The sequence below is a fragment of the Mycolicibacterium chitae genome (genome assembly GCF_900637205.1).
Taxonomy (GTDB): Bacteria; Actinomycetota; Actinomycetes; order Mycobacteriales; family Mycobacteriaceae; genus Mycobacterium; species Mycobacterium chitae.
Map to the genome: position 1 here is coordinate 580616 of NZ_LR134355.1, position 24719 is coordinate 605334.

At 67.4% G+C, this 24719-nt stretch carries 27 protein-coding genes and 1 tRNA gene; 14 read left to right on the forward strand and 14 right to left on the reverse strand.

Features of this window, described 5'->3' with window-relative positions; translation table 11 throughout:
• Positions 1-48 precede the first annotated feature (48 nt).
• Both EL338_RS02685 and EL338_RS02690 read right to left on the reverse strand, forming a co-directional pair.
• Positions 49-654, reverse strand: coding sequence for a class I SAM-dependent methyltransferase (locus EL338_RS02685; RefSeq protein WP_126332321.1), 606 nt, complete (start codon positions 652-654; stop codon positions 49-51).
• Positions 655-682: 28 nt separating this feature from the next.
• Positions 683-1066 (reverse strand): DoxX family protein, encoded by a 384-nt coding sequence (locus EL338_RS02690; protein WP_126332322.1) that lies wholly within the window; start codon positions 1064-1066, stop codon positions 683-685.
• An 81-nt stretch (positions 1067-1147) separates the two neighbouring features.
• Here EL338_RS02690 and EL338_RS02695 point away from each other — a divergent pair, with 81 nt between their 5' ends.
• A complete protein-coding gene (locus EL338_RS02695; RefSeq protein WP_126332323.1) occupies positions 1148-2029 on the forward strand; it encodes a sigma-70 family RNA polymerase sigma factor in 882 nt (293 codons plus the stop codon).
• Here the strand turns inward: EL338_RS02695 and EL338_RS02700 are convergent.
• Together EL338_RS02700 and EL338_RS02705 are read right to left on the reverse strand one after the other, a co-directional pair.
• Positions 2008-2082: transfer RNA gene (locus tag EL338_RS02700), tRNA-Thr, on the reverse strand. The two genes, EL338_RS02695 and EL338_RS02700, sit on opposite strands and share 22 nt — an antisense overlap.
• A 115-nt stretch (positions 2083-2197) precedes the next feature.
• A complete protein-coding gene (locus EL338_RS02705; protein WP_126332324.1) occupies positions 2198-2968 on the reverse strand; it encodes a hypothetical protein in 771 nt (256 codons plus the stop codon).
• Between the two features lie 120 nt (positions 2969-3088).
• Between EL338_RS02705 and EL338_RS02710 the strand changes: the two genes are divergently transcribed.
• The gene (locus EL338_RS02710; protein WP_126332325.1) at positions 3089-3808 is read left to right on the forward strand and encodes a response regulator transcription factor; all 720 of its coding nucleotides are present in this window, start codon (positions 3089-3091) and stop codon (positions 3806-3808) included.
• Positions 3809-3814: 6 nt separating this feature from the next.
• The gene (locus EL338_RS02715) at positions 3815-5272 is read left to right on the forward strand and encodes a sensor histidine kinase (RefSeq protein WP_126332326.1); all 1458 of its coding nucleotides are present in this window, start codon (positions 3815-3817) and stop codon (positions 5270-5272) included.
• A 36-nt stretch (positions 5273-5308) separates the two neighbouring features.
• On the opposite strand, the gene EL338_RS02720 is transcribed toward EL338_RS02715, so the two are convergent.
• A complete protein-coding gene (locus EL338_RS02720) occupies positions 5309-6067 on the reverse strand; it encodes a sulfite exporter TauE/SafE family protein (protein WP_126332327.1) in 759 nt (252 codons plus the stop codon).
• A 235-nt stretch (positions 6068-6302) separates the two neighbouring features.
• On the opposite strand from EL338_RS02720, the gene EL338_RS02725 reads away from it, so the two are divergent.
• From EL338_RS02725 to EL338_RS02760, 8 genes are all read left to right on the forward strand, one after another.
• A complete protein-coding gene (locus EL338_RS02725; protein ID WP_235666352.1) occupies positions 6303-7328 on the forward strand; it encodes a DODA-type extradiol aromatic ring-opening family dioxygenase in 1026 nt (341 codons plus the stop codon).
• Positions 7325-8710, forward strand: a complete 1386-nt coding sequence (locus tag EL338_RS02730; RefSeq protein ID WP_163791981.1) for an aldehyde dehydrogenase family protein — start codon at positions 7325-7327, stop codon at positions 8708-8710. Before EL338_RS02725 ends, EL338_RS02730 begins: the two co-directional genes overlap by 4 nt.
• Positions 8707-10149 carry a gamma-glutamyltransferase gene (locus tag EL338_RS02735; RefSeq protein WP_163791983.1) on the forward strand — a complete coding sequence of 481 codons (1443 nt, stop codon included), beginning with the start codon at positions 8707-8709 and terminating at the stop codon, positions 10147-10149. The genes EL338_RS02730 and EL338_RS02735 overlap by 4 nt, the downstream gene beginning before the upstream one ends.
• A 42-nt stretch (positions 10150-10191) precedes the next feature.
• Positions 10192-10545 carry a RidA family protein gene (locus EL338_RS02740; RefSeq protein ID WP_126332331.1) on the forward strand — a complete coding sequence of 118 codons (354 nt, stop codon included), beginning with the start codon at positions 10192-10194 and terminating at the stop codon, positions 10543-10545.
• 11 nt (positions 10546-10556) lie between these two features.
• Positions 10557-11357 carry an ABC transporter ATP-binding protein gene (locus tag EL338_RS02745; protein WP_163791985.1) on the forward strand — a complete coding sequence of 267 codons (801 nt, stop codon included), beginning with the start codon at positions 10557-10559 and terminating at the stop codon, positions 11355-11357.
• Positions 11350-12195 (forward strand): ABC transporter permease, encoded by an 846-nt coding sequence (locus EL338_RS02750; protein ID WP_126332333.1) that lies wholly within the window; start codon positions 11350-11352, stop codon positions 12193-12195. The genes EL338_RS02745 and EL338_RS02750 overlap by 8 nt, the downstream gene beginning before the upstream one ends.
• A 1-nt stretch (position 12196) precedes the next feature.
• A complete protein-coding gene (locus tag EL338_RS02755) occupies positions 12197-13246 on the forward strand; it encodes an ABC transporter substrate-binding protein (RefSeq protein ID WP_126332334.1) in 1050 nt (349 codons plus the stop codon).
• A 63-nt stretch (positions 13247-13309) separates the two neighbouring features.
• Positions 13310-14035 (forward strand): GntR family transcriptional regulator, encoded by a 726-nt coding sequence (locus EL338_RS02760; RefSeq protein ID WP_126332335.1) that lies wholly within the window; start codon positions 13310-13312, stop codon positions 14033-14035.
• A 7-nt stretch (positions 14036-14042) separates the two neighbouring features.
• Here EL338_RS02760 and EL338_RS02765 read toward each other — a convergent pair whose 3' ends face one another.
• The 9 genes from EL338_RS02765 to EL338_RS02805 form a co-directional block, all read right to left on the reverse strand.
• Complete coding sequence (locus tag EL338_RS02765) at positions 14043-14750, reverse strand: GntR family transcriptional regulator (RefSeq protein ID WP_163791987.1); 708 nt, start codon at positions 14748-14750, stop codon at positions 14043-14045.
• A 105-nt stretch (positions 14751-14855) separates the two neighbouring features.
• Positions 14856-15260: an HIT family protein gene (locus EL338_RS02770; protein ID WP_126332337.1), complete on the reverse strand. Its 405-nt coding sequence runs from the start codon at positions 15258-15260 to the stop codon at positions 14856-14858.
• 95 nt (positions 15261-15355) lie between these two features.
• On the reverse strand, positions 15356-16486 hold the full coding sequence (locus EL338_RS02775) for an NDMA-dependent alcohol dehydrogenase (protein ID WP_126332338.1): 1131 nt from the start codon (positions 16484-16486) through the stop codon (positions 15356-15358).
• Positions 16487-16642: 156 nt separating this feature from the next.
• Positions 16643-17191, reverse strand: a complete 549-nt coding sequence (locus tag EL338_RS02780) for a nuclear transport factor 2 family protein (RefSeq protein ID WP_126332339.1) — start codon at positions 17189-17191, stop codon at positions 16643-16645.
• A gap of 2 nt (positions 17192-17193) precedes the next feature.
• Entirely contained in the window at positions 17194-17400 is a 207-nt protein-coding gene (locus tag EL338_RS02785; RefSeq protein WP_126332340.1) for a ferredoxin Fdx, read from the reverse strand.
• Between the two features lie 5 nt (positions 17401-17405).
• Positions 17406-18764: a lanosterol 14-alpha demethylase gene (locus EL338_RS02790; RefSeq protein WP_126332341.1), complete on the reverse strand. Its 1359-nt coding sequence runs from the start codon at positions 18762-18764 to the stop codon at positions 17406-17408.
• Positions 18761-19588 (reverse strand): SDR family oxidoreductase, encoded by an 828-nt coding sequence (locus EL338_RS02795; protein ID WP_126332342.1) that lies wholly within the window; start codon positions 19586-19588, stop codon positions 18761-18763. Before EL338_RS02795 ends, EL338_RS02790 begins: the two co-directional genes overlap by 4 nt.
• Positions 19589-20800 (reverse strand): cytochrome P450, encoded by a 1212-nt coding sequence (locus tag EL338_RS02800; RefSeq protein WP_126332343.1) that lies wholly within the window; start codon positions 20798-20800, stop codon positions 19589-19591. It abuts the gene before it with no gap.
• Positions 20797-21384, reverse strand: a complete 588-nt coding sequence (locus EL338_RS02805) for a TetR/AcrR family transcriptional regulator (RefSeq protein WP_372938999.1) — start codon at positions 21382-21384, stop codon at positions 20797-20799. The genes EL338_RS02800 and EL338_RS02805 overlap by 4 nt, the downstream gene beginning before the upstream one ends.
• A gap of 219 nt (positions 21385-21603) precedes the next feature.
• Between EL338_RS02805 and EL338_RS02810 the strand changes: the two genes are divergently transcribed.
• Genes EL338_RS02810 through EL338_RS02820 form a run of 3 tightly spaced genes read left to right on the forward strand, consistent with a single transcriptional unit; the run spans position 21604 to position 24715 of the window.
• The gene (locus EL338_RS02810; RefSeq protein ID WP_126332345.1) at positions 21604-23070 is read left to right on the forward strand and encodes an aldehyde dehydrogenase; all 1467 of its coding nucleotides are present in this window, start codon (positions 21604-21606) and stop codon (positions 23068-23070) included.
• A 41-nt stretch (positions 23071-23111) separates the two neighbouring features.
• On the forward strand, positions 23112-23864 hold the full coding sequence (locus tag EL338_RS02815) for an SDR family oxidoreductase (RefSeq protein WP_126332346.1): 753 nt from the start codon (positions 23112-23114) through the stop codon (positions 23862-23864).
• Positions 23861-24715: an NAD(P)-dependent oxidoreductase gene (locus tag EL338_RS02820; RefSeq protein ID WP_126332347.1), complete on the forward strand. Its 855-nt coding sequence runs from the start codon at positions 23861-23863 to the stop codon at positions 24713-24715. The genes EL338_RS02815 and EL338_RS02820 overlap by 4 nt, the downstream gene beginning before the upstream one ends.
• Positions 24716-24719 lie beyond the last annotated feature (4 nt).

Consider the following 24719-nt stretch of genomic DNA (forward strand, 5'->3'; position numbering starts at 1 on the left):
GGCATTTGATCGAGGGGCCGCCCGGAGACCGCCCGTGATCGGTTCCCATCAGGCCGGCCGCAGGAGGGCGACCAGAAACTCCGATTCCTCGGCGAACGGCCGCAGATCCCAGGTGGACAGCAGCAGGTCCTGAGCCAGCCCGCTGGCGGCCGCGTCGTCGAGGAACTGACCGAAGTCGTACTCGCGGCCGGCGCCGAAGCCGATGACGGCGCGACCGTCGGGGGCCAGGTGCGCGCGCAGCCGGGCCAATACCGTGGCGCGCGTGCTCGGCGCCAGGAAGGCCATGACGTTGCCGGCCATCACGATGACGTCGAACGGATCGGCGACGCCGTGCGCGGGCAGGTCGAGTTCGGCCAGGTCGGCGACGACGTAGCGGGGTCCGGGGTGGTCTTCCTCGGCCGCCGCGATCAGCGCCGGGTCCACGTCGACGCCGACGACGTCGTGGCCCACGCCCGACAGATATCCGCTGAGCCGGCCGGGCCCGCACCCCGCGTCGAGGATGCGAGAACCCCGCGGCACCATCGCGTCGACCATGCGGGCCTCGCCGACCAGGTCCTCGCCGGCGCGCGCCATGGATCGGAACCGTTCGATGTACCACTGCGAATGCCCGGGATCGGCCGCGACCTTCTGCATCCAGATGCTTTGTTCGACCATGCGGGCCATTGTTCCAGGACGCGGTCCCTCACCAGAACGGCTCGAGCGTGAAACGGCCCCAGGCCACGAAGGCGAACAGGCCGATGAACACGACATCGCCGACCATCGACCCCCATTCGCTGCGCCGGAACCGGGTCGTCGCCGCGCCGGCCATGAACAGCGCCATCCCGCAGGCGGCCAGCGGGACCAGCACGGGCGCGACGCCGGTCCACGCGGGGAGCACCAGTCCGAGGGCACCGGTCATCTTGATCCCGCCGATAGCCTTGAGGTGCCCGGCGCTGAAGTCGTCGACCCAGTGCTGACTGGACGCGAGCGATCGGTACTTCTCCTTCGGCATGAACGCCTGGGCCGCTCCGCCGATCAGGAAGGCGACAGCCAGGAAGACGGTGAGGATCCACAATGCGGTGTTCACGAGAAACTCCTTCCGCGGTTACGTCTGCCCCAACGGGCTCGTCATACCTATGACGGCAACGAGCCCGGAAAGGTAACCAGCATGACCACCGAAACCGATCTGGCCGCGGCGTTCGATGCGCAGCGCCACCGCCTGGTCGCGCTCGCCCACCGAATGCTCGGATCGCCCACCGACGCCGAAGACGCGGTCCAGGAGGCGTGGCTGCGCCTGGCCCGACAGAAACCCGGGACGATCGACAGCCTCCCCGGGTGGCTGACCACCGTCGTCGGCCGGGTGTGTATCGACGTGCTCCGCACCCGTCGTTCCCGGCCGGAGACCCACTACGGCGAGCACCTGCCCGACGCGGTCGTCACCGAGGACGAGGACGGGCCCGAAGAGCGTGCCGCACTGGCGGATTCCGTGGGCCTGGCGCTGCTGGTGGTGCTCGAGTCGTTGGCGCCGGACGAACGATTGGCCTTCGTGCTGCACGACACGTTCGGTGTCCCGTTCGCCGAGATCGCCCAGATCCTCGGCAAGTCCACCGACGCGACGAAGATGCTCGCCAGCCGGGCTCGCCGCAAGGTTCGCGGCATCCCCGAATCGAACGTGGATCGAAGTCAGCAGCGCGAGGTGGTCGACGCCTTCCTCGCAGCGGCCCGCAGCGGTGACTTCGAGGCGCTGCTGCAGGTGCTCGACCCGCAGATCACCTGGCGTACCTACACGCCGCGGGGCGTGGTGGTGAAACTCGGTGCGACCGAAGTGGTCGCGGCCGCCGAACGGGGCGTGCGAGCGGCCGGCATCGCGCGGCGGGTTCTGGTCAACGGCAATCCGGGGATCCTGAGCTGGAGTCGCAGCGGAAAGCCGCTCGGCCTCATGTCATGCACGGTGCGCGACGGCAAGATCGTCGACGTCGTCGCGTTGCTCGATCCGGCTCGGCTGGCCACCATGGACCTGCCCGACAGTGGAGCCCCCGGTCAGGATTGAACTGACGACCTTTCGCTTACAAGGCGAGTGCTCTACCACTGAGCTACGGAGGCGGGTCGAAACCGCGGACCAGACTATCCGGTCGGCGTCCGCTGACGAAAATGCCGCCAGGGTCGCGGCCGACGAGGCGCGAACGACCGTGGACGCAATCTCGCGCGAACCAGGCTGCTAGTCCTCGTGCTCGATGATCCGCTGCGAGCTCACCGGCCGCGCCGAGGGACGCCGCCCGCGCGGGCGACCCGGCAGCGGGATCCGGTCGGCGATGTTGCTCAGCGGGTTGACCACCTGACTGAGCGTGATGACGGCCTCGCGCAGCGTCTCGATCGTCGGGGCCAGCGCCTCGAGGCCCGGGGCCAGCCGGTTCAGCGTGTCGGCGACGTCGGCCAACTGCTCCAGCGGCCCGTTGCGCGCGGTCAGCTTGTCGATCACCCCGCCCTCGGCTAGCAGCCGGTCGGCCACCCCGTCGTCGGCCAGCAGGCGTTCCACCACGCCGTCCTCGGCCAGCAACCGCTCCACCAGGCCGTCCTCGTCGAGCAACTGGTCGACCAGACCGCCCGGGGCCAGGGCTCGCTCGAGCCCGCCGCCCTCGGCGGTCAGCTTGTCCAGCAGCCCGTCCGGCGCGGTGAGCCGGTCCACCAGACCGCCGGGACGCAGCAGCCGGTCGAGGGCGCCGCCCGGGGCCAACGCCCTGGTCAGTGGCGCGTCGTCGGCCAGCAGGTCGTCGGCGACCCGGGCCATCCGGTTTGCCCGGGCCACGGTGTCGTTGAAGCCCATCATGTAGGCCCGGGTCGAGGGGGCGTCCGGATCCCCGCCGTCGCCCAGCGAGCGCTTGGCCAGGCTCAGGGCGCCGCCGGCGACCTCGAGGCCGGCCTCGGTGGCCACCAGGCCCACCCGGACCGGCGCCGTGGCGAGGTCGACGAGCGCTTTGCCGAGGTTCATGACCGCCAGTGTATGGGCGCCGGGCCGCGGCCATCGGCGCTCTGCGCTGACAGTGAATTCACAGCAACTGCACAGCCACCCGTCGACCCCATGTTCGGCATTTCCGAGGACATTGGAACCATGGCAGCTCCAGTGGATGCCGACACCAAGCCCGAGGCCCGGGTGCTGGTGGTCGATGACGAGGTCAACATTGTCGAATTGCTCTCGGTGAGCCTGAAGTACCAGGGCTTCGAGGTGCACACCGCGGCCAACGGCCCGTCCGCCCTCGACAAGGCCCGCGAGGTCAAGCCGGACGCGGTGATCCTCGACGTGATGATGCCGGGCATGGACGGGTTCGGTGTGCTGCGCCGGTTGCGCGCCGACGGCATCGACGCTCCGGCGTTGTTCCTGACGGCCCGCGACACCCTGCAGGACAAGATCACCGGCCTGACCCTCGGGGGCGACGACTACGTCACCAAGCCGTTCAGCCTCGAGGAGGTGGTGGCGCGGCTGCGCGTCATCCTGCGTCGTACCCAGCGCGACGTCGAGGTGGCGCCGGCGCCCCGGCTGCGGTTCGCCGACATCGAACTCGACGAGGAAACCCACGAGGTGTGGAAGGCCGGCGAACCGGTGTCGCTGTCGCCCACCGAGTTCACCCTGTTGCGCTACTTCGTCATCAACGCGGGCACCGTGCTGAGCAAGCCCAAGATCCTCGACCACGTGTGGCGCTACGACTTCGGCGGGGACGTCAACGTCGTCGAGTCCTACGTGTCCTACCTGCGTCGCAAGATCGACACCGGGGAGAAGCGGCTGCTGCACACGCTGCGTGGCGTGGGGTACGTGCTGCGCGAGCCGCGCTGAGTAGAGATGGCGATGCTGCACCGCGGGATCCCGCTGCGGGTCGCCCTGGTGGCGGCGACCCTGCTGCTGGTGGCCGGCGGCCTGCTGGCCTCGGGCATCGCCGTGACCACGATCCTGCGCCACAGCCTGGTGCAACGGGTGGACCGCACCCTGATCGATGCGTCGACCGGGTGGGCGCTGGCGCCCCGCGGCGCGCCGCGGGTCAACGAGGGCCCGAATCCCGGTCGGCCGCCGACGAACTTCTACGTGCGCGGGGTCGGCACGGACGGTGAGGTGTGGATCGGGGCGGCCGACCGCGACTCCGAACCCGCCCTGCCGCCCGACAACGACGTCGGCCCGATACCCACCACCGTCGGATCACTGGATCCCTCGGGCGGGAACTGGCGCGCGGTGTCGGTGCGCGGCGAGCGCGGCGAGTTGACCACCGTGGCAATCGAACTCGCCGATGTGCGGTCCACCGTGCGTTCGCTGGCCTATGCGCAGGTGGGGATCGGCGTGGCGGTGCTGGTGATCCTCGGCATCGCCGGGTACGCCGTGGTGCACCGCAGCCTGCGGCCGCTGGCCGAGGTCGAGGAGACCGCCGCGGCCATCGCGTCCGGAAAGTTGGATCGCCGTGTCCCGCAGCGAGACCCGCGTACCGAGGTGGGCCGGCTGACGCTGGCGCTCAACGGCATGCTGGCGCAGATCCAGCGCGCGGTCGCGGCCACCGAGGCCTCCGCGGCGAAGGCGCGCAACTCCGAGGAGAAGATGCGCCGCTTCATCACCGACGCCAGCCACGAACTGCGCACGCCGCTGACCACCATTCGCGGGTTCGCCGAGCTGTACCGGCAGGGCGCGGCCACCGACGTCGAGATGCTGATGTCGCGCATCGAGAGCGAATCGGCCCGGATGGGTGTGCTGGTGGAGGACCTGCTGCTGCTGGCGCGTCTGGATGCCGAGCGCCCCTTCGAGCAGCATCGGGTCGACCTGCTGGCACTGGCCACTGATGCCGTGCACGACGCCCAGTCGATCGCCCCGCAGCGCGCGATCACCATGGAGGTCTTCGACGGCCCGGGCACCCCCGAGGTCATCGGCGACGAGTCGCGGTTGCGGCAGGTGCTCGGCAACCTCGTCGCCAACGCACTGCAGCACACCCCGGAGTCCGCCCGGATCACGGTCCGCGTCGGAACCCGCGCCGATGATGCCGTCGTCGAGGTTGTCGACGAGGGCCCCGGAATGACGGCTGACGACGCACGGCAGGTGTTCGAGCGGTTCTATCGCACCGACGCGTCCCGCACCCGAGCCAGCGGCGGCACCGGACTGGGGCTGTCCATCGTCGACTCCCTGGTGTTCGCCCACGGGGGTTCGGTGAACGTCACGACGGCCCCCGGTCAGGGCTGCCGGTTCGAGGTCCGGTTGCCGCGGTTGGCGGGCGTGGAACTGCAAGGCCCATCGCGGAATCCGACCGGGCTAGCCCACGGCTGACTCCCGATTGGCCCCGTATGTTTGGGGTACCTGGGACTACTGCATGAACAATAGGGCCGCGACGACCAGCCCGCAGGCGATCACCGTGTAACGCAGAACCTTCTCCGACAACCGGCGCGAGACAACGGCGCCCAGGGCACCGCCCAGGTAGGCGGTGGGGGCCAAGACCAGCACCGGAAGCCAGGCCACCTGGCTGGAAAATGCGAAAACCGCCACTCCGATCACCTTGATCAACAGTGAGATCAGTGATCGCAGGCCATTCAAACGCTGCAGGTGGTCAGCGACCAGAACGCCGAAGACAGCGAGCAGCAGCACGCCCAGCCCGGCCCCGAAGTAGGTGCCGTACACCGCTGCAGCGGCCACCCCGATATGAACGGCGGGACTGAGGCGGTCGGACTCGGGGCGACCGTTGCGCTCCCGGTGCCGCTGCACGTAGCCCTTCATCCAGGGCTGCACTATCAGCAGGAAGCAAGCGCTCAAGACCAGATACGGCACGATCGTGCTGAATGTCTCGCCGGGGGTGAGCAACAGCAGCGTGGCGCCGGTGACCGCACCGACCACGATGGCGGGAATCAGCTGGCGCAGCCGGGTGCCTTGTCCCGCAAGTTCTCTGCGATAGGAGACCGAGCCGCCGAGGTAACCGGCCAGAAGGCCCACAGCCGAGGTCACATTGGCCGTGATCGGCGGATATCCCAGGGCCAGCAACGTCGGGTACGAGACGAACGTCCCACCGCCGGCGACCATGTTCGCCGCGCCGGCCCCGAGGCCGGCCAGTGCCAGCAGCAGCACCTCCATGGCGGTCACGCTGGTGCTCCAGTGCCTGCATCCACCTGGTCAGGTCCTTTCTCGTGCGGCCTTAGGGAAATCTCGCGTAGCCGCTTCCACTAACTTATATTATAAGATATGGTCACCATCACGAACTCGAGGAGGTTGTTAGGTGACTCACCCTGAAGTGGGAGTTGTCGGCGGTGCCGCAGTTCCGCACGCGCCGCAGTTCTTCACGCTGCCGGAAACCGAGGACGCCGATCAGGTGGCCCGGATCGAGCAGACGATGCGGGCGATGGGGCGACGACTGCTCGAGTTGCGGCCGGATGCGGTGGTCGTGATCGCCAACGACCACCTGGAAAACTTCGTGCTGCAGGTCGTGCCGTCGTTCACCGTGCTTCGGGGCCCAGTCGCCAAGGGCAGTTTCGCCGGACGGGAATTCGCCTGGCCCGTCCACAGTGATGCGGCGACACGGCTGGTCATGGAACTGCAAGGTGCGGGCTTTGACCCCGCGGTGTCCCTCAACGCGCCGATCGGCTACGAATTCGGTATCCCGTTGACGTTTCTCGGGTTGCCCGCCGACACCCCCGTGATCCCCATCTTCGTCAACAGCTACGTACCGCCCCAGCCTTCGCCGGACCGTTGCTACGAATTCGGTAAGGCGCTGCACCGCAGCGCGGCGGCGTTGGGCCTGCGGCTGGTGGTGGTCGCCAGCGGCGGACTGTCGCACTACCCGGGAACGGATCGGTACAGCGACCCCGACCTCGAAACCGACCGCGCCATCCTGGCTCGCATGGAGCAGGGCAACCTGCGCTCCTTGCTGAGCTTCGATGAGCGCGCTCTCGATCAAACCGGAAACGTGGAGGCGCGGTCCTGGCTGATGCTGGCCGGCGCGCTCGGTGAACGGGTGCCGACCGAGGTGGCGATGGAACCGTCCTGGCACCACAACTACGCGATGGTGTGCTGGGATTCCTCGAAGCCGCAACCGGAACAGGAGCCCCTGCACTACCCCGTGCCCCGGGCCGACCAGTTGCCGTTCTACGAAGCGCTTTACGAGCTGCGCAGCGATCCGGAGGCGTGTCGTGCATGGCTGGCCGACCCGGCGTCGGTAGCCGACCGATACGACCTGGAAGACGGGTGGCGGGAAGCCTTCATGGCGCTGGACGAGGAGGCTATCCGCGACGCGGGTGTGCATCCGCTCCTGGGTTTCTTGGCACGGCTGAATGTGGATCTGGCCCGCCGCGAATCGGCACGAAACGCTGCGGTCGCGAGCGATGGAGCACGGCGATGACCCCTGATGTATGTATCGATCCGTGGAGCGGGGACCAGGTGTGGTCCCGGGTCCCGACTGCACCGGCGGACATCGCCGTCGTCGTCGCGCGGGCCCACGCAGCGTTCCGGTCCGGTCGCGCCGAGCCCGGTTTGGTCCGTGCCCGCCGGTTGCGTGACGCCGCGACCGCGGTCGCTGACGCCCGCGACGAGCTGAGCGACCTGCTGGTGCGCACGATCGGAAAGCCCCGGCGCGCGGCGCGGGTGGAGGTGAACCGCACCGTCGAGGTGCTGCAACTCAGCGCAGAGGAGATCGCCCGCGCGGGCGGCGAAACGCTTCCGTTGGACGCCGTGGCGGGCGGACACCACAAGTGGGGCTTGACGTTTCGGGAGCCGTACGGGGTCGCGGCGCTGATCACTCCGTTCAACGCGCCGCTGAACCTGCTCGCCCAGAAGTTGGGTCCGGCGCTGGCGTGCGGGAACACCGTTGTGGTCAAGCCCTCGGTGGAAGGCGCCGCGGTCACCGAACTGCTGCTGGCGACCATCGCGCCGTATTTCGCGGACGACGCCGTGCAACTCGTGCATGGAGGGCCAGAACAGGTCCTGGCGCTGGTCGCCGAAGAACATGTGCGGGTGGTCAGCCTCACCGGCGGAACCGCCGCGGGGGCGGCGGTACTGCAGGCCGCGGGCATCAAACCTGTGCACCTCGAGCTGGGCTCCAACTCACCGAACATCGTGCTGGCGGATGCCGATGTCGAGTCCGCGGCCCGTCAGATTGCCCGCGCCGCGTTCGAGGCCGGTGGACAGCAGTGCATCTCGGCGCAGCGGATCCTCGTCGCCGAGGAAGTGATGGGCCAGTTCAGTACGGCGTTCACCGCCGCGGCCGAGGCCATGGTGGTCGGTGATCCCGCCGACGAGAAGACCGACGTCGGCCCGGTCGTGCACAGCCGTAGCGCGCACCGCATCGCGGCGATGATCGCCGACGCCGAGCGCCGTGGCGCACGGGTGCAACTCGACGGTCGTCAGCACAGCGCCGACAACGAACGTCTGATCGGACCCACGGTGATCGTAGATCCGCCGAAAGAGGCGGCCGTGCTCTGCGAGGAGGCGTTCGGTCCTGTCGCTGCCATCACCTCGGTCACCGATTTGTCCGAAGCGGTCGAGTTGGCCAATGCGGTACCCGGCCTGCTGCAGGCGTCGTGCTTCACCGCCGATCTGAACCAGGCGATGACGGCGGCCCGGGAGCTATGGGCGGGCACCGTGTGGATCAACGAGGCGACCCGGTTCCGCCTCGACATCTACCCGTTCGGCGGCACCGGCACCAGCGGCTTGGGACGCGAAGGCATTCCGTATGCCCTGGAAGCCTTCTCGCAGACCAAATACGTCGGATTGGCGCCGTCGTGATCGGCCCCCACCGTGGCGGGAACCTCATCGGCTTCCGGTGCCGTGCATCGGGACGGCGCGGTGTCGTCGGCACCAGTGCGCCGGAGGCCGCCTGGGTCGGCCGAGACATCCTGCGCGCGGGCGGTAACGCGTTCGACGCGGCGGTGGCCGCGGCGCTGGCCGAAACAGTGCTGCTGCCCTCCAAGTGCGGTCTGGCCGGCGATCTGGTCGCACTCGTTCGGCACGCGGACGGCACGGTCCGTGCCCTCACCGCCATTGGCCCCGCCCCGGCTCAGCTGGCCGGCGCCGTCGCGGCGCGCGGTCTCCCACTGACCGGCGGCCTGGCAGTCGGCGTCCCGGCAGCACCACTGGGCTACGCCGAGTTGGCCGGTCTGGGACAGCTTCCGTTGGCCGATCTGGTGTCCCCGGCAATCGACATTGCGACGACGGGCATGTCGTGGTCACCCATCAACTACGACTACACGGTTCGGTCCCTGGCCGCGCTCCGGGCCGAGAACCCCGGTGGGGTCGTGTTCCTGCCCGACGACCAACCCATTTCTCCGGGGACGTGGGTCACGCTTCCGGGTCACGCCGGGGTGTTGCGGGCGTTCGCGGAAGTCGGGGGCGCGCTGTTCCACGGGGACCTGGGCGCGGTGCTGGTCGACACGGTGGCCGCCCGCGGGGGCGTCGTCACGGCGGCCGACCTCACCGCAGCGCGGGCGCAATGGGCGCCGGCGGTGCACACCGAACTGCGCGGCCGCGACCTGTGGGTCACCCCGACCCCCACCCATGGGCCGGCGCTACTCGAGGCGCTGACTGCGTTCGAGGCCGAACTTGGTTGTCGCAGTAGTCAAATCGAACGAGTCAGCAAGGCTCGACAACGGCAGCGGGACAGTCTCGGCGATCAGCCGGTCGACGGCGGCACCTCCATCGTGACAGCGGCCGACGCCGACGGGAACGCGGTGGTGCTCGTGCACTCGTTGTCCCACCCGACCTTCGGCAGTGGACTGGTGGTACCCGAACTCGACATCGTCCTGAGCAACCGCGCCGGCCGCGGTTTCACCGTCGACCCGGGCCACCCGAACGCACCCGCGGCGGGCCGGCGGCCGATCACCACGCTGCACGCCTGGGCGCTCGGAGCCCACGGGGACGCCCCGTTCACCGCGGGGGCGACGTCCGGCGGTGTCCATCAGATGCCGTGGAACGTCCAGGTGGTCGAGCGCTTCCTCGCCGACAGTGATCCCGCCGGCGCGGTGCTCGGACCGCTGTGGTCCCTGTCCCCCTCGGATGGCGAATTACGTTGTGAAACAGAAGGTTCCCCAGTCGCTGACGACGGAGTCGTTGCGCTACCGGCGCTCAGCATGGAGTCTGGGATCCAAATGGTCCAGACGCCCGACGGCGCCGGAGTGTGCCATGTCGTTACCGATATTCGCTGCGTCGGTGGCGTAGCCGCCGTTTGACCGAATGCTGCACCCGCACCACCAACGAAGGAGAGATCACTGATGACCAACCCCGATTTCGACCATCCCTACTCCGATGCCGTAGCAGTGGGTGATCTGGTCTTTGTGTCCGGGTGTCTGCCCGTGGACGAGGACGAGAACCTGATCAAGGGGCCTGACGCACTCGACGCCGCCTTGGGTATGGTCGAGCGCCGGCTGGGCAGCGTCGGGCTGGGCCTGCCGGACGTGGTGAAGCTGACCTACTTCGTCACCGACATTGCCGACCGTCCAGCGGCCAACGACCAGTACGTCCGCACCTGGGAGGAGCCGCGCCCGGCCCGCACCATGATCGGTGTGGCGGCGCTGCCCCGCGGCGCCTCGGTCGAGATCGACGCGATTGCCCGGCTGACGCGATGAGTGCCCCCACGATGAGAGAACCCCGGCACGCAGTCCCGGCAGTCGACTTCCAAGGCGTCGGAAGGACATACGGCGGTGGCCGGACCGGACTCGGCGAGGTCGTCGCCGTCGACCACGCCGATCTGAAGATCGCCCCCGGCGAGTTCGTGTGCGTCCTCGGCCCCAGCGGCTGCGGAAAGTCGACACTGCTGAACATGGTTGCCGGACTGGATGCGCCGTCGAAGGGACGCGTCCTGTTCGAGGGCGCCGAGGTCAAAGGCGTCAACACCAAGGTCGGTTACATGCCACAGGAAAGCAAGCTGTTTCCGTGGCTCACGGCCGAGAAGAACATCGAGTTCCCGCTGCGTGCCCGCAATGTCCCCGGCACCGAACGCAAGCAGCTCGTCAGCGCCTACCTGGCCAAGGTCGGACTGAAGGGCTTCGAGAACGCCTACCCGCACCAACTGTCGGGCGGCATGCAGAAGCGGACCTCGCTGGCCCGCACCCTGGTCTACCGGCCCTCCCTTCTGTTGATGGACGAACCCTTCAGTGCGCTGGACTCCCAGACGAAAATGGTGATGCACGAGGAGCTCCTGCAGCTCTGGGAGCAGGAGAAGTGCACAACGCTGTTCATCACTCACGATCTGGTCGAAGCCATCACCCTGGCCGACCGCGTCGTGGTGATGACGCGCCGACCGAGTCGGATAGCCGAGATCGTCGATATTCCGCTGTCCCGACCCCGCGATGTCTACGCGATCTACGAGCAGGCCGGTTTCGACGAGATCTACGACCACTTGTTGCGTCTGGTGAAGAAGGAGATGCGCTATGAGTAAAACCCTCGAGAAGCCGGTCGATACGGTAGCGCAGTCCAAACCTGCTGAAACAACCGGCATTTCACTCAAGACCCGCAATACGCTGTACACCTGGTTGCTGCGCTACGGCGCCATCGCGCTCGTACTGGTCTTGTGGGAGTTGGCCTCGGGCCGGCTGATGGAATCCTATTTGATCAGCAGTCCCGGCGAGGTGGCGCGAGCTTTCGTCACGGGCCTGACCGACGGCGACTTGCTCCACAACACCATGGTGACGCTCGGCGAGATCGCCGTCGGTTATCCCATCGGAGCAATCGTCGGTATCGCGACCGGATTCCTGCTGGGTTCGTCGCCCTTGTTGGCGCGCGCATTTCAACCGATCGTGACCGCTCTGTTCGGGATCCCGATCATCGCGTTGGCGCCCTTGATCGTGGTGTGGTTGGGCATCGGCTATGCCTCGAAGGTCGGCATCGTGGCCCTGTTGGTCTTCTTCCTCACGTTCTTCAACACCTACTCGGGCCTGAAGAACATGGACCGTCAGTTCATCGATCTGGCCCGTCTGATGGGGGCCGATCGACGGACGGTGATCCTCAAGGTGGTGCTGCCCACGGTCACCCCGGCAATCTTCGCCGGCTTGTCCATCGCGTTGCCGCAGTCGGTGATTGCGGCAACGGTGGGCGAGTTCATCGCCGCCTCGGAAGGTCTCGGCTACATGATCCGGCGGGCAGCCGGAGTGTTCGACACCCCAACACTGATAGTCGGGGCCCTGGTCCTGATGCTCCTGGTCCTCGCCGCCAACTCCGTCCTCGCCGTCATCGAGCGTCGGGTGTTGGTGTGGCGTCCACAAAAGGAAGGCAACTGAGATGTCGTTCGTTGACAAGGCGCGTCGTCGCGCCGGATTGACAGCCGCGGTGGCGGCAATGGGGCTGGTTCTCAGCGCATGCGGGGGAGTGACGGATTCGGCCGATCCAACGGTCGACAACCCGGTGGCGGTGTCGTTCGTCGAGGGACTGGACGTCTTCCCCTATGAAGTGGTGACCGTGGCCACCGAAGAGGGCTACTTCGCCGAGGAAGGCATCGAGCCGACCGTCATCCACACCGAGAACGAGATGCAGGCACTCGCGTCCAATAGTGCAGAGTTCGCGATCGGGGGCACCCTCGCTGTGCTTCAAGCCGTCGACAGCGGCATCGACGTGATCACGATCTTCGCCACCATGGAGGGTCTGGGCATGAACGCCGCGTTCTCCAATCGCATCGTGGAGGAGTTCGGCCTCACCCCGGAGACACCGCTCGATGAGCGGATGGAGGCGCTGCGGGGGCAGACGATCGGCCTGACCGCTCCGCTGGGCGATGACGAGGTGTTCTTCCGGTACTTCCTCAGTGAGGCGGGGCTGGACTCGGATGAGGACGTGACGTTCGCCTACATCGGTGGTACGCCGGACCGGATCACCGCGATGCAGGCCGGCGAGATCGCGGCCTACATGTCATCGATCCCTGCGGCCGAGTTGGCGCAGGACCGCGGTGTGGGCCAGCGGATGCTGACGCCGATCGCGGAGGAGATCGAGGCCCTGGACGGAATACCGTATTCCGGCGTGCACGTGACCAGGGAGTACGCCGAACGCAATCCCAAGGTCGTCGAGGCGGTGGGGCGGGCACTTTCGAAGGCGGCCAACTTCATGCGGGACAACCACGAAGAGACCATCACCATCGTCGGCGAGGCGTACCCGGAGTTGAGCCCCGAGGTGGTTCGGGCCGGAATGGAATCGATCTTCCCGGCCATTCCGGAGAGCGGCCGGATGACTCAGAAGGGTTGGGACAACCTGCGGGCCGCCGGTGCGGCGGCCGGGGTGGTGGCTGCTGACCGCGATGTCAGCGAGGGCGTGGCCTGGACCAATCAGTATCTGGCGCAGTAATCCACGGTTCGCGTGGTCCGGGCACCGACCCGGGCCACGCGACATTACTTCCAGGGGTCAACAATGACGTCGACGGCGAAGCCTGCGGCCTTCTCGATCCAGCAGCAGGACCCCCTGTCACTGCCGGATATCCCGGGTGGGGCCGGCACCATCGCTGACCGGCTGTACACCATTTTGGAAGAGGCGATCATCGATCGTCGTCTTGCGCCGGGCACCCACCTCAAGGCCGAAACGCTGTGCCGCCGGTATGGCGTCAGCATGATTCCGGTCCGCGAAGCCATCCGCACCTTGCAGGCCAACGGCTGGGCGGTGGCCAAGCCGCACCACGGGTCCTATGTGGTGCGAGGTACCGTCGACGAACTCGGTGACCTTTACGAAGCGCGCACGGTATTGGAGACCGCGGCCAGCAGGCTCGCCGCCCAGCGCCGCAGTGCTGACGATCTCAGCAAGCTCGAGGCCGCGGTCGAGCAGGGGAACGAACTGGTGCGGCTGGAAACCCCGTCGAGGTTCGCCAAGCTCAACAGCGAGTTCCACGAGCTCATCGCCGAAGCCACGCACAACGGCACGCTCATGGACGTGCAGCGGAGGCTGAGCCAGCGATTGCGCTTCTATTCGTCGGTGCTGCCGATGGACCGGGTCCAGCGATCGGTGGAAGAACATGCGGCGCTCGTCGAGGCGATCAAACGCCAGGATGCCGTGGCCGCCGAGGCGATTGCGTTGGAGCACATCGGAAAGTCCAAGGCCGAGGTCTCGGTCCAGTTGCCGACGGCCGCCGCCGCCGAGGATTGAGCTCCCGTCAGCCCTGGATGCCTCGGACCCGGCGTAGCGACAGGTTCAGATGTTTGGCCGCCAATGCTCCGGCGGCTGCGGCGTCCTGTTCTCCGATCGCTGCCACGATGGCGGCATGCTCGTGGGTCGACTCGATGATTCGTTGGGTGTCGAGACTCGAGGTGTACAAGCGAATCCGCTGATTCAGTATTCGTTGGCTCTCTCGCATGACTTGGTTCCCGGCGGCCGCGGCGACGGCGTCGTGGAACCGGCTGTTGAGTTCGGCAAACCGACCGAACTCATCGGATTCGATCAGCGCAAACCCCTCGTCGCACAGTGCCTCGAGCTCGGCGAGCGCCACGGCGGAACGTCGTTGCGCAGCCAATCTCGCGGCAGCAACTTCGACGATGCCACGAAACTCGTTGATCTCTTCGAGCTCCTCGGCCCCCAAGGAGCGTACGAAGGCGCCGTGGTGCGGCCGGATATCCACCCACCCACCGGCTTGCAGAGTGCGCAACGCTTCCCGGACGGGGATGATGCTGATCCCGTAGCGCCGGGTCAGGCCCTCTGCCTTGAGGTGGGTTCCGGGCGGCAGGGTCCCGTCGAGGATTGCTTCGAGCAGCACCGCCTGCACCTGGTCGGCCATTGTGCCTGGCCGATTCGAGATCGGCGGCAGCTGGTCGTAGGAAGCAATCTGACCCAGGGGCGGGCCAGAGATGGGTGAGTCGATCGTCATGTGCTTCCTCGGCAAAGTGCGAAACGTCATCCGGAGCAAGTATGCCTCGCCGATCCGGCACCAAAGACCGCGAAGCGCTATTTCGCGCGCCGCGGGCGCCGGCGGTCAGCCCAACTCGGCCAGCGCCGCCTTGATCTTGGCCTGAGCCTCGTCCAGCGATTCCGCGGAGGGATTGCGGTCGACATGGGCGAAGCCGAAATCGGTGAGCTCGCGCGCGGGGAAGACGTGGACGTGCAGGTGCGGCACCTCGAGGCCGGCGATGATCAGCCCCGCCCGCGGCGCATCGAAGGCCCGCACCACGGCCTGGCCGATGCGCTGGGACACCGCCATGATCCGGGCGTAGGTATCGGTGTCGATGTCCTGCCATTGGTCGATCTCGGCCCGCGGCACCACCAGGGTGTGGCCCTGGGTCATGGGCTCGATGGTCAGGAAGGCGACGACGTCGTCGTCCTCGTAGACGAATCGACCCGGCAGTTCGCGGTTGATGATCTTGGTGAAGACAGTGGCCATGGCTCCCCAGCATAGGCCCGCCGCCGAACCGGTGAGCAGAAGCAGAATCGCCCCGTTCCCGCCGGGAATGGGGCGATTCTTGCGGTGCGCGCGGTCTAGCGGTCGGCGTCGGTGTAGCGGATGACGCCGCGGATGTTGCGGCCCTCCAGCATGTCCTTGTAGCCGTCGTTGATCTGCTCGAGCTTGTACTGGCGGGTGACCATGTCGTCCAGGTTGAGCCGGCCCGACTTGTACATCGACAGCAGCAGCGGGATGTCGTGGTGCGGGTTGCCGCCGCCGAAGATGGTGCCCTGCAGGTTCTTCTGCAGCAGGGTCAGCATCGACAGGTTCAGCGTCACGTTGGTGTCGAGCATGCTGCCGACGGCGGTCACCACGCAGGTGCCGCCCTTCGACGTCAGGTTCAGGTAGCTGTCGATGTCCTGACCCTTGAGCTCGCCGACGGTGATGATCGTCTTCTTGGCCATCGCCCCGGCGGTGACCTCGGCGATACCCGCCATGGCGCTGTCGACATCCGGATAGGCGTGCGTGGCACCGAACTTCAGCGCCTGATCGCGCTTCCACTCGACCGGGTCGATCGCGAAGATGTGGCGCGCACCGGCGTTGACGGCACCCTGCAGGGCGCCCATGCCGACCCCGCCGACGCCGATGATCGCTACGTCGTCGCCGGGGCGGATGTCGCCGCTGCGCACCGCCGAGCCGTATCCGGTCGTCACGCCGCAACCGACGAGGCAGGCGACCTCGAACGGGATGGACGGATCGATCTTCACCACAGAACTCTTGTGCACCACCATGTACGGGCTGAAGGTGCCCAGCAGTGTCATGGGGAACACCGGGTCGCCCGCGGCGGTGTGGATGCGGTGCGTGCCGTCGGAGACCGCGACGCCGGCGAGCAGGCCCGCGCCCAGATCGCACAGGTTGCGCAGGCCGGCCTGACACGACGGGCATTCGCCGCAGGACGGGATGAACGACAGCACGACGTGGTCGCCGGGGGCGATGTGCTCGACGCCCGGGCCCACCTCGGTGACGACGCCGGCGCCCTCGTGGCCGCCGAGGACGGGGAAGCCGAACATCGGGATGTCCCCGGTCACCAGGTGGTGATCGGAGTGGCACATGCCCGAGGCTTCCATCTGGATCTTGACCTCGTCTTTGACGGGGTCGCCGATCTCGATCTCCTCGATTGACCAGGGCTGATTGAACTCCCGGATGATGGCGCCTTTAGTCTTCATCGCTCCCTGACCTCGCTTCGATCTCTCATGCTCAGAACTGCCCGGACCCGGATCGGCCGACAGCGGTTTCACGAGTGACCAGGGCCACTCCCGTGGGGCCAGCATAGCGAGCCAGCCTCACAAAGCAACTGCTTGGTCGGTCGTCCTGGACAGGTGTCAGAATAGCTTGGCCGGCGCCTGCCCGAGCGGGTAGTAGCCGGGCAGTTTCTCGCCGGACAGCGACCGCTCGATGCGCTTCTGCATGGTGGGCGTCAGGTCGCCGGATTCGATCAACTTCATGAACGCCTTCTGCACGTGGCCGAAGTCGAAGAAGTCGCGCTGCCACTCGATCAGCAGGTCCCCGTCCTTGTCGGTGAGCCGGAACCAGCTGCCGCCGATGCCGTAGATCTCGTCGCGGCTGCCGTCGCTCTTGTTGGCGATCTGCTTCCAGAACCCGACGATCTCGTTCTGCTTCTCGTCGATCAGCGTCTTCTGGTACTCGTAGACCCAGTTCTCCAGGCCTTCCATCTCCAAACCCAAGGCGACGTCGCGGATCTCGTCGCGACCCACGCACATGACGTCTTCCTTGGGGCCGATGTTCCAGCCGTAGGTGGCGTCCTCGGTGAAGAACTCCGCCAACGGTTTCCAGTCGCCGGCCGCCTCGGCGTCCTGGTTGGCCTTCAGCCAGCGCTCGACCCAATCTTCCAGCTGTTCACGTGACGCCATTGTTAATCCTTCTCTGTGATTGACAGTGCTCGGGTAGGACACATCTCGACGGCCATCTCCACGGCATCGCGGAGTTCGTCAGGGGGCTCGTGGTCGAGGATCTCGACGACGCCGCGCTTGGGCACCCGGAACACGTCCGGGGCCTCCAGTTCGCACATGGCGTGGCCCTGGCACAGATCGTCGTCGAGTTCGATGCGGTAGCAACCCATACCGACTAGCTCTTGACTCGCTTGCGGTAGCGAACCTTGGCCGGCTGCTGCAGCTGGACGACCATCTTGGAGTGGTCGTTGCGATAGCTCTCGGGTGGCTGCGCCATCTCGAACTCATACTCGCGCAACAGCACCGAGAAGATCGCCTTGATCTGCATCTGCGCGAACGCGGCCCCGACGCAGCGGTGCTTGCCGGCCCCGAACGGGATCCAGGTCCACCGGTTGATCAGGTCCTCCTGCCGTGGCTTCTCGTAGCGGTCCGGGTCGAACGCGTCCGGGTCCGGGAAGTCCTCGGGGATCCGATTGGAGATCGCCGGGGAGGCCGCCACCATCTGGCCCTTGTGGATCGGGTGTCCGACCACCTCGAACTCGTCCTGGGCGACCCGCATCAAGATGATCAGCGGCGGGTGCAGCCGCAGCGTCTCCTTGAGCGCGTTGTCCAGATTCGGGATCTGGCGCAGCGCATGGAAACTGACCTCCTGGCCGTCGGCGTACAGGTCGTCGAGTTCCTGCTGCACCTTGGCGTAGAAGTCAGGGTGGCGCAGCAACTCGATCATTGTCCACGAGGACGTGCCTGAACTGGTGTGGTGGCCGGCGAACATCAGCGAGATGAACATGCCGGTGACCTCGTTGGCCGAGAACCGGGGATTGCCGTCCTCGTCCTTGATCGAGACCAGCACGTCCAGCAGGTCGCGATCCTCCTTGCCCTTAGGTGGATTGGCGATGCGGCCGTTCATGATCTCCTGCACCAGCGCAACGAGTTTGACGCGCGACTCGTCACGGATACGGAAGCTCTCGATGTCGAGGTAGGGGTCGACGTAGCAGAGCGGGTCGGTCCCGCGCTCCAGTTGGTGGTAGTAGTGGGCGAACCGGCTGTCGAGTTGCTCGCGGAACTTCAGCCCGATCAGGCACGCCGTCGAGGTGTAGATGGTCAGCTCGGAGAAGAAGTCCAGCAGCTCGATCTCGCCTTCGTCGCCCCAGTCGGCGATGATCTTCTTGACCTCGTTCTCGATGGTCGTGGCGTGGCCCTTCATCTGTTCGCCGCGCAGCGCGGTGTTGTGCAGCATCTCCGCGCGCCGCTCGGGATCGGCGTCGAACACCACCCCCTCGCCGAAGATCGGCGTCATGAACGGGTAGGCCTCGGCCTGGTTGAGTTCGCTGTCGCTGGAACGGAAGAAGAACTCGTTGGCCTCGGCGCCGGAGAGCAACACCACCTGCTTGTCGGCGAGCTGGAACCAGCCGACGTCACCGCACTCATCCCGAATGCGCTGCATCAGGGCGATCGGATCGGTGCGGAACTCCTCGAGGTGGCCGTGTTCCTCCTCGCCGCCGGAAACCCGCGGCACGTCTGTCAGAGCGGTCATTGTCCTGGCATCCCTTCTTCACCGAGTGCGAGTTTCTGCCGGTCCTTGACGTCGGCCAGCGGGGCCTCGGGCTGGATCTCCAAATTGGCGATGAAGCCGCCGCGCGGTGTCTCGGCGACGAAGGTGATGGCGCGGGCCAGGTCGGCCGCGCGTAGGAAGTAGTCGTGCCGGGCCTGGCCCCACTTGGCCCAATCCTCCAGCGCCGGACCGATCTTCTCGGCCGACAGGCTCCAGCCCATCGAGGTCTTCGTCGGTCCGGGATGCACGATCGAGGCCCGCACCCCGGTGCCCTCCAGTTCCATCTGCAGGTTGGTCACCATGGCGACCAGAGCGGACTTGGCCGCCCCGTAGGCGCCCATGTGCGGTCGCTGGCGCAACGCGACGTCGGAGCCGACGAAGATCACGTCGCCGCGACGGCGCTCGACCATCCCGGGCAGCACCGCCGTGGCCAGTCGGTTGGCGCCGATCAGGTGGATCTGGATCTGTTGTTCGAACTCGGTGGTGCTGGTCTCGTGGATCCGACCGAAGTCGGTGTCGCCGGCGCCGGCGACGAGGAGTTCGATCTCGCCGAGGGCCTCGGTGGCGCCGTGCACGAAGGACTTCACCGAATCGGCGTCGGTGACGTCGAGCGGCAACGCGATGGCCTCGCCGCCGCCCGCTCTGATCTCGTCGACCAGTTCCTGGCACTTTTCCACTCGGCGAGCACCCAACGCGACCGGAAACCCGTGCGCGGCAAGCTGGGTCGCGGTGGCAGCGCCGATGCCGGAGGACGCGCCGGCGACCAGGGCGGGTCTGCGGTCGGGGTGGGGTTCGAAACGGGCCATTTAGCGTGTCTCCACTGTGATCGGAAGGTGGGCGAATCCGCGAACGTTGCTGGAGTGGACGCGGACGGCGTTGGCCTCGTCGACCTCGTAGCCGCGGATTCGTCGGAACAATTCGGTCAGCGCCACCCGGGCCTCCATCCGGGCCAGGTGCGCGCCGAGGCAGAAGTGTGCGCCACTCCCGAAACTCAGGAGTTTGGAGCCGATTTCGCGGCCGATGACGAAGTCGTCGGGGTTCTCGAAGACCCGCTCGTCGCGGTGCGCGGAGCCGGGCAGCAGCAGCACGATCTCGCCGTCTGGGATCGTGGTGTCATAGATGGTGAACTCGACGGCGACGGTGCGGGCCAGGATCTGGCTCGACGTGTCGTAGCGCAGCGTCTCCTCGACCCACAGCGGGACGCGTTCCAGGTCCGCGTAGACCGGCGTCAGCTGGTCCGGGTTGCGGTGGCCCCAGAATGCCGCGTTGGCAAGCAGTTTGGTGGTGGTCTCGTTGCCGGCGATCACCATCAGGAACATGAAGCCCAGCACCTCGTCGTCGGTGAGCTTGTCCCCGTCGATCTCGGCGCCCAGCAACGCGGAGGTCAGATCCTCGGTCGGCTTCTTGCGCCGCTGCGCGACCATCTCCTGGTAGTAGACGATCAGGTTGAGCGAGGCCTCGATGGCGGCGGGGGGCACATCGGTGACGCCGTCGTCGCGGTGCATCACCGCGTCGGCCCACGCGCGGACCTGATCCCGGTCCGGCTGCGGCACGCCCATCAGTTCGGAGATGACGTCCATCGGCAGCTTGCCGGCGAACTCGGCGACGTAGTCCACGGTGCCGGAGTCGGCGCGCTCCAGCATGGTCTCCAGGTGTCCGACCGTCAGCTCGGTGACCCGCGGTTCGAGCTCGCGGATTCGCCTGGGGGTGAACCCCTTCGACACCAGGGTCCGCAGCCGCAGATGGTCGGGGTCGTCCATGGCCAGAAACGACATGGTCTTCGACGCGTGCGGCCCGCGCGAGGCCGGGTCCAGCGAGACGCCGAACGCATTCGACAGCGCGGTGCTGTTGCGGAAGCCCTGGACCACGTCCTGGTGACGGGACAGCGCCCAGAAGCCGAGTTCCTCGTTGCGGTACAGCGGTGCCTCGTCCCGCAACCGCTTGTAGTACGGGTACGGATCCTCGTGGAAGTCGTAGTCGTACGGGTCGAGGATCGGCTTGTCGATCTGGACGGTCATCGGTCTCCTTGGGCTGGCAGGATCAGGCGCACGACGTAGGTGAGCCGATCGGCGGTCTGCTGGTAGGTGAAGGCCCCGCTGCCGGCCTGGACGAGCGCCCCGAAGAACGTCATCTGCAGCGCGGAGACCGCGCGCGGGTCGGCGCCCGGCCCCATGGCCGAGACGATCCGGCGGTGGATCTCGGCGCCGATGCGATCGCGCACGGTCAGCACGGCCGGGTCGCCCCCGGACATCAGGGCCGTGGTGCACGCCGCGGCGACCGCCGGGTCGTCGGCGACCACCAGTGCCAGGGCGCGCAGGGCCTTGTCGACCCGGGTGAACAGGGTGTCGTTGACGTCGGTGAAGTAGGGCACCTGCTGGACCAGGTCCAGGTAGACCTCGGCGATCAGGTGGTTCTTGGAGGAGAAGTAGGTGTAGGCGGTGGCCGGCGCGACCTTGGCGCGCTTGGCGACGGCGCGCACGGTCAGGTCCGCGTACGAGGTCTCCTGCAGCATCTCCCGGCCCGCGGCGAGGACCTTGCGGAAGGTCTCCTCCTGCCGACGGTTGCGGGTGTTCTCACCCGACCGCGCGGATGCGTCTAACACGGACTCGCTGGACACATGTCCAAGTTAGATGACGGGGCGGTCGGTGGCAAGGGCCGGATGTTGTTTCCGCTAGTTAGGGCCACCTCAGCTGGGATTCACGGCGGCCGCAGGATCTGACCCTTGCCTGTTTCGACGTCCGAGGGCTATGTTCGGACGGACAGTCGTCGGACACTTGTCCAGATGTGGGCCGGTCCGCGCGGAAACGATCTCGGAGGTGTGATGGCGTTACTCGCCGACCGCAACAGCCAGCTACTCGTCGACGGCAAGCTGGTCGCCGGCAGCGCCGGGACGTTCACCACCGTCAACCCGGCCACCGAGGAGGTGCTCGGCACCGCGGCCGACGCCGACGCGGCGGACATGGGCGCCGCCATCGAGGCCGCCAGGCGCGCCTTCGACGACACCGACTGGTCCCGCAACACCGAGCTGCGGGTGCGCTGCCTGCGACAGTTGCGTCAGGCCATGCAAGAACACATCGAGGACCTGCGCGAGCTGACCATCGCCGAGGTCGGCGCGCCGAAGATGCTGACCTCCGGCGGCCAGCTCGAAGGGCCGGTCGACGACCTGAGTTTCTGCGCCGACACCGCCGAGTCCTACGCCTGGAACACCGATCTCGGACACGCGACGCCGCAGGGCATTCCGACCAACCGCACGATCGCACGCGAAGCCGTCGGGGTGGTCGGGGCCATCACGCCGTGGAACTTCCCGCATCAGATCAACCTCGCCAAGATCGGTCCGGCGCTGGCCGCGGGCAACACCCTGGTGCTCAAGCCCGCACCCGACACCCCCTGGTGCGCGGCGGTGCTCGGCGAGCTGATCACCGAACACACCGACTTCCCGGCCGGGGTGATCAACATCGTGACCTCCAGCGACCACGCGGTGGGCGCGCTGCTGTCGAAAGACCCTCGGGTGGACATGGTTTCGTTCACCGGGTCGACGGCAACGGGCCGGTCGGTGATGACCGACGCCGCTGCCACCATCAAGAAGGTCTTCCTCGAACTCGGCGGCAAATCGGCCTTCCTGGTGCTCGACGACGCCGACCTGGCCGGCGCGTGCTCGATGGCGGCGTTCACCGCCGCGATGCATGCCGGGCAGGGCTGCGCCATCACCACCCGGCTGGTGGTGCCGCGGGCGAGCTACGACGAGGCCGTCGAGGCCGCGGCGGCGACCATGGCGGGGCTCAAGCCCGGCGATCCCACCAGCAAACGCACCATCTGCGGGCCGGTGATCTCCGCGCGGCAGCGCGACCGGGTGCAGTCCTACCTGGACCTCGCGATCGAGGAGGGCGGCCGGTTCGCCTGCGGCGGTGGACGTCCCGCCGATCAGCCCAAGGGCTTCTTCATCGAACCGACCGTCATCGCCGGCCTGGACAACGACGCCCGGGTGGCGCGCGAGGAGATCTTCGGCCCGGTCCTGACCGTGATCGCCCACGACGGCGACGACGACGCCGTGCGGATTGCCAACGACTCGCCCTACGGCCTGTCCGGCACGGTGTTCTCGGGCGATCCGGAGCGCGCTGCCGCGGTGGCCGCCCGGCTGCGGGTGGGCACCGTCAACGTCAACGGCGGGGTCTGGTACGCAGCGGACGCCCCGTTCGGCGGGTACAAGCAGTCCGGGGTCGGCCGCGAGATGGGTGTGGCCGGATTCGAGGAATACACCGAGATCAAGGTGATCGCCACGATGGCTTAGACGTCAGAAGCCTTACCAGACATTCATATTCGAGGAGAACCGTGAGCAGATTCGACAACAAGGTCGGCATCGTCACCGGCGCCGGCGGCGGCATCGGGCAGGCCTACGCCGAGGCGCTGGCCCGCGAGGGTGCGGCGGTGGTGGTCGCCGACATCAATCTCGAGGGCGCCCAGAAGGTGGCCGACGGGATCAAGGGGGAGGGCGGCACGGCGCTGGCCCTGCCCGTCGACGTCTCCGACCCCGCCTCGGCCAAGGAGATGGCCGACCGCACACTGGCCGAGTTCGGCGGCATCGACTACCTGGTCAACAACGCCGCGATCTTCGGCGGCATGAAACTGGACTTCCTGGTCACCGTCGACCCGGAGTACTACCGCAAGTTCATGAGCGTCAACCTCGACGGGGCGCTGTGGTGCACGCGGGCGGTCTACAAGAAGATGGCCAAGCGCGGCGGCGGCGCGATCGTCAACCAGTCCTCCACGGCGGCCTGGTTGTACTCCAACTTCTACGGCCTGGCCAAGACCGGCATCAACGGGCTGACCCAGCAGCTGTCGCGGGAACTGGGCGGTCAGAACATCCGGATCAACGCGATTGCGCCCGGGCCCATCGACACCGAGGCCAACCGGACCACCACGCCGCAGGAGATCGTCGCCGACATCGTCAAGGGACTCCCGTTGTCGCGCATGGGCACTCCGGAGGACCTGGTCGGCATGTGCCTGTTCCTGCTCTCCGAGGAGGCGTCGTGGATCACCGGGCAGATCTTCAACGTCGACGGCGGACAGATCATCCGGTCATGAGCAGCGAACTGAAACTGGGGTTCATCGGCCTCGGCAACATGGGGGCGCCGATCGCCAAGCGGTTGCTGGACTGGCCGGGCGGCCTGACCGTGTTCGACCTGCGCGCCGAGGCCATGGAGCCGTTCGTCGAGGCCGGCGCCACCGCGGCCGCGGCCGTGACCGACGTCGCCGACGCCGATCTGATCAGCGTCGTGGTCCTCAACGACGAGCAGGTCCGGGACGTGGTGGGGCAGTTGGCCGACCGGGCCAAGCCGGGCACCGTGATCGCGATCCACTCCACGATCAGCGACACCACCGCCGCCGAACTCGCCGAGCAATACACCGAGATCCACGTCATCGATGCCCCGGTCAGCGGCGGCGCGGGGGCGGCGGAGAAGGGCGAGATGGCGACCATGGTGGGTGCCGAACGCTCGGTGTACGAGCGGATCAAGCCGGCCTTCAAGCAGTGGGCCTCGATGGTCATCCATGCCGGCACGCCGGGGGCGGGCACCCGAATGAAGCTGGCGCGCAACATGTTGACCTTCACCTCGTACGCGGCGGCCTGCGAGGCGATGAAGCTCGCCGAACAGGCCGGGCTGGACGTCCAGGCGCTGGGCCGGGTGGTCCGCCACACCGATGCGCTCACCGGCGGACCGGGGGCGATCATGGTGCGCGAGAACATGTCCGACCTGGGCCCGGATCACTGGCTCTACGAAGCGTTCACCCACACCCGCGGGCTGGGGGAGAAGGACCTGAGCCTGGCGCTGGGGCTCGGTGAGACGCTCGACGTCGACCTGCCGCTGGCCGAGGTGGCGTACAAGAACCTGGCCGCCGGACTCGGCGTCCCACACGACGCGCAAGCGAAGGAGTGAAGGA

Excerpts from the sequence above, each read along its gene's own strand:
- EL338_RS02685 (WP_126332321.1), bottom strand. The coding sequence starts at position 654 with ATGGTCGAACAAAGCATCTGGATGCAGAAGGTCGCGGCCGATCCCGGG.
- EL338_RS02695 (WP_126332323.1), top strand. The coding sequence starts at position 1,148 with ATGACCACCGAAACCGATCTGGCCGCGGCGTTCGATGCGCAGCGCCAC.
- EL338_RS02705 (WP_126332324.1), bottom strand. The coding sequence starts at position 2,968 with ATGAACCTCGGCAAAGCGCTCGTCGACCTCGCCACGGCGCCGGTCCGG.
- EL338_RS02710 (WP_126332325.1), top strand. The coding sequence starts at position 3,089 with ATGGCAGCTCCAGTGGATGCCGACACCAAGCCCGAGGCCCGGGTGCTG.
- EL338_RS02715 (WP_126332326.1), top strand. The coding sequence starts at position 3,815 with ATGGCGATGCTGCACCGCGGGATCCCGCTGCGGGTCGCCCTGGTGGCG.
- EL338_RS02720 (WP_126332327.1), bottom strand. The coding sequence starts at position 6,067 with ATGGAGGTGCTGCTGCTGGCACTGGCCGGCCTCGGGGCCGGCGCGGCG.
- EL338_RS02730 (WP_163791981.1), top strand. The coding sequence starts at position 7,325 with ATGACCCCTGATGTATGTATCGATCCGTGGAGCGGGGACCAGGTGTGG.
- EL338_RS02740 (WP_126332331.1), top strand. The coding sequence starts at position 10,192 with ATGACCAACCCCGATTTCGACCATCCCTACTCCGATGCCGTAGCAGTG.
- EL338_RS02745 (WP_163791985.1), top strand. The coding sequence starts at position 10,557 with ATGAGAGAACCCCGGCACGCAGTCCCGGCAGTCGACTTCCAAGGCGTC.
- EL338_RS02750 (WP_126332333.1), top strand. The coding sequence starts at position 11,350 with ATGAGTAAAACCCTCGAGAAGCCGGTCGATACGGTAGCGCAGTCCAAA.
- EL338_RS02755 (WP_126332334.1), top strand. The coding sequence starts at position 12,197 with ATGTCGTTCGTTGACAAGGCGCGTCGTCGCGCCGGATTGACAGCCGCG.
- EL338_RS02760 (WP_126332335.1), top strand. The coding sequence starts at position 13,310 with ATGACGTCGACGGCGAAGCCTGCGGCCTTCTCGATCCAGCAGCAGGAC.
- EL338_RS02765 (WP_163791987.1), bottom strand. The coding sequence starts at position 14,750 with ATGACGATCGACTCACCCATCTCTGGCCCGCCCCTGGGTCAGATTGCT.
- EL338_RS02770 (WP_126332337.1), bottom strand. The coding sequence starts at position 15,260 with ATGGCCACTGTCTTCACCAAGATCATCAACCGCGAACTGCCGGGTCGA.
- EL338_RS02775 (WP_126332338.1), bottom strand. The coding sequence starts at position 16,486 with ATGAAGACTAAAGGCGCCATCATCCGGGAGTTCAATCAGCCCTGGTCA.
- EL338_RS02780 (WP_126332339.1), bottom strand. The coding sequence starts at position 17,191 with ATGGCGTCACGTGAACAGCTGGAAGATTGGGTCGAGCGCTGGCTGAAG.
- EL338_RS02785 (WP_126332340.1), bottom strand. The coding sequence starts at position 17,400 with ATGGGTTGCTACCGCATCGAACTCGACGACGATCTGTGCCAGGGCCAC.
- EL338_RS02790 (WP_126332341.1), bottom strand. The coding sequence starts at position 18,764 with ATGACCGCTCTGACAGACGTGCCGCGGGTTTCCGGCGGCGAGGAGGAA.
- EL338_RS02795 (WP_126332342.1), bottom strand. The coding sequence starts at position 19,588 with ATGGCCCGTTTCGAACCCCACCCCGACCGCAGACCCGCCCTGGTCGCC.
- EL338_RS02800 (WP_126332343.1), bottom strand. The coding sequence starts at position 20,800 with ATGACCGTCCAGATCGACAAGCCGATCCTCGACCCGTACGACTACGAC.
- EL338_RS02810 (WP_126332345.1), top strand. The coding sequence starts at position 21,604 with ATGGCGTTACTCGCCGACCGCAACAGCCAGCTACTCGTCGACGGCAAG.
- EL338_RS02820 (WP_126332347.1), top strand. The coding sequence starts at position 23,861 with ATGAGCAGCGAACTGAAACTGGGGTTCATCGGCCTCGGCAACATGGGG.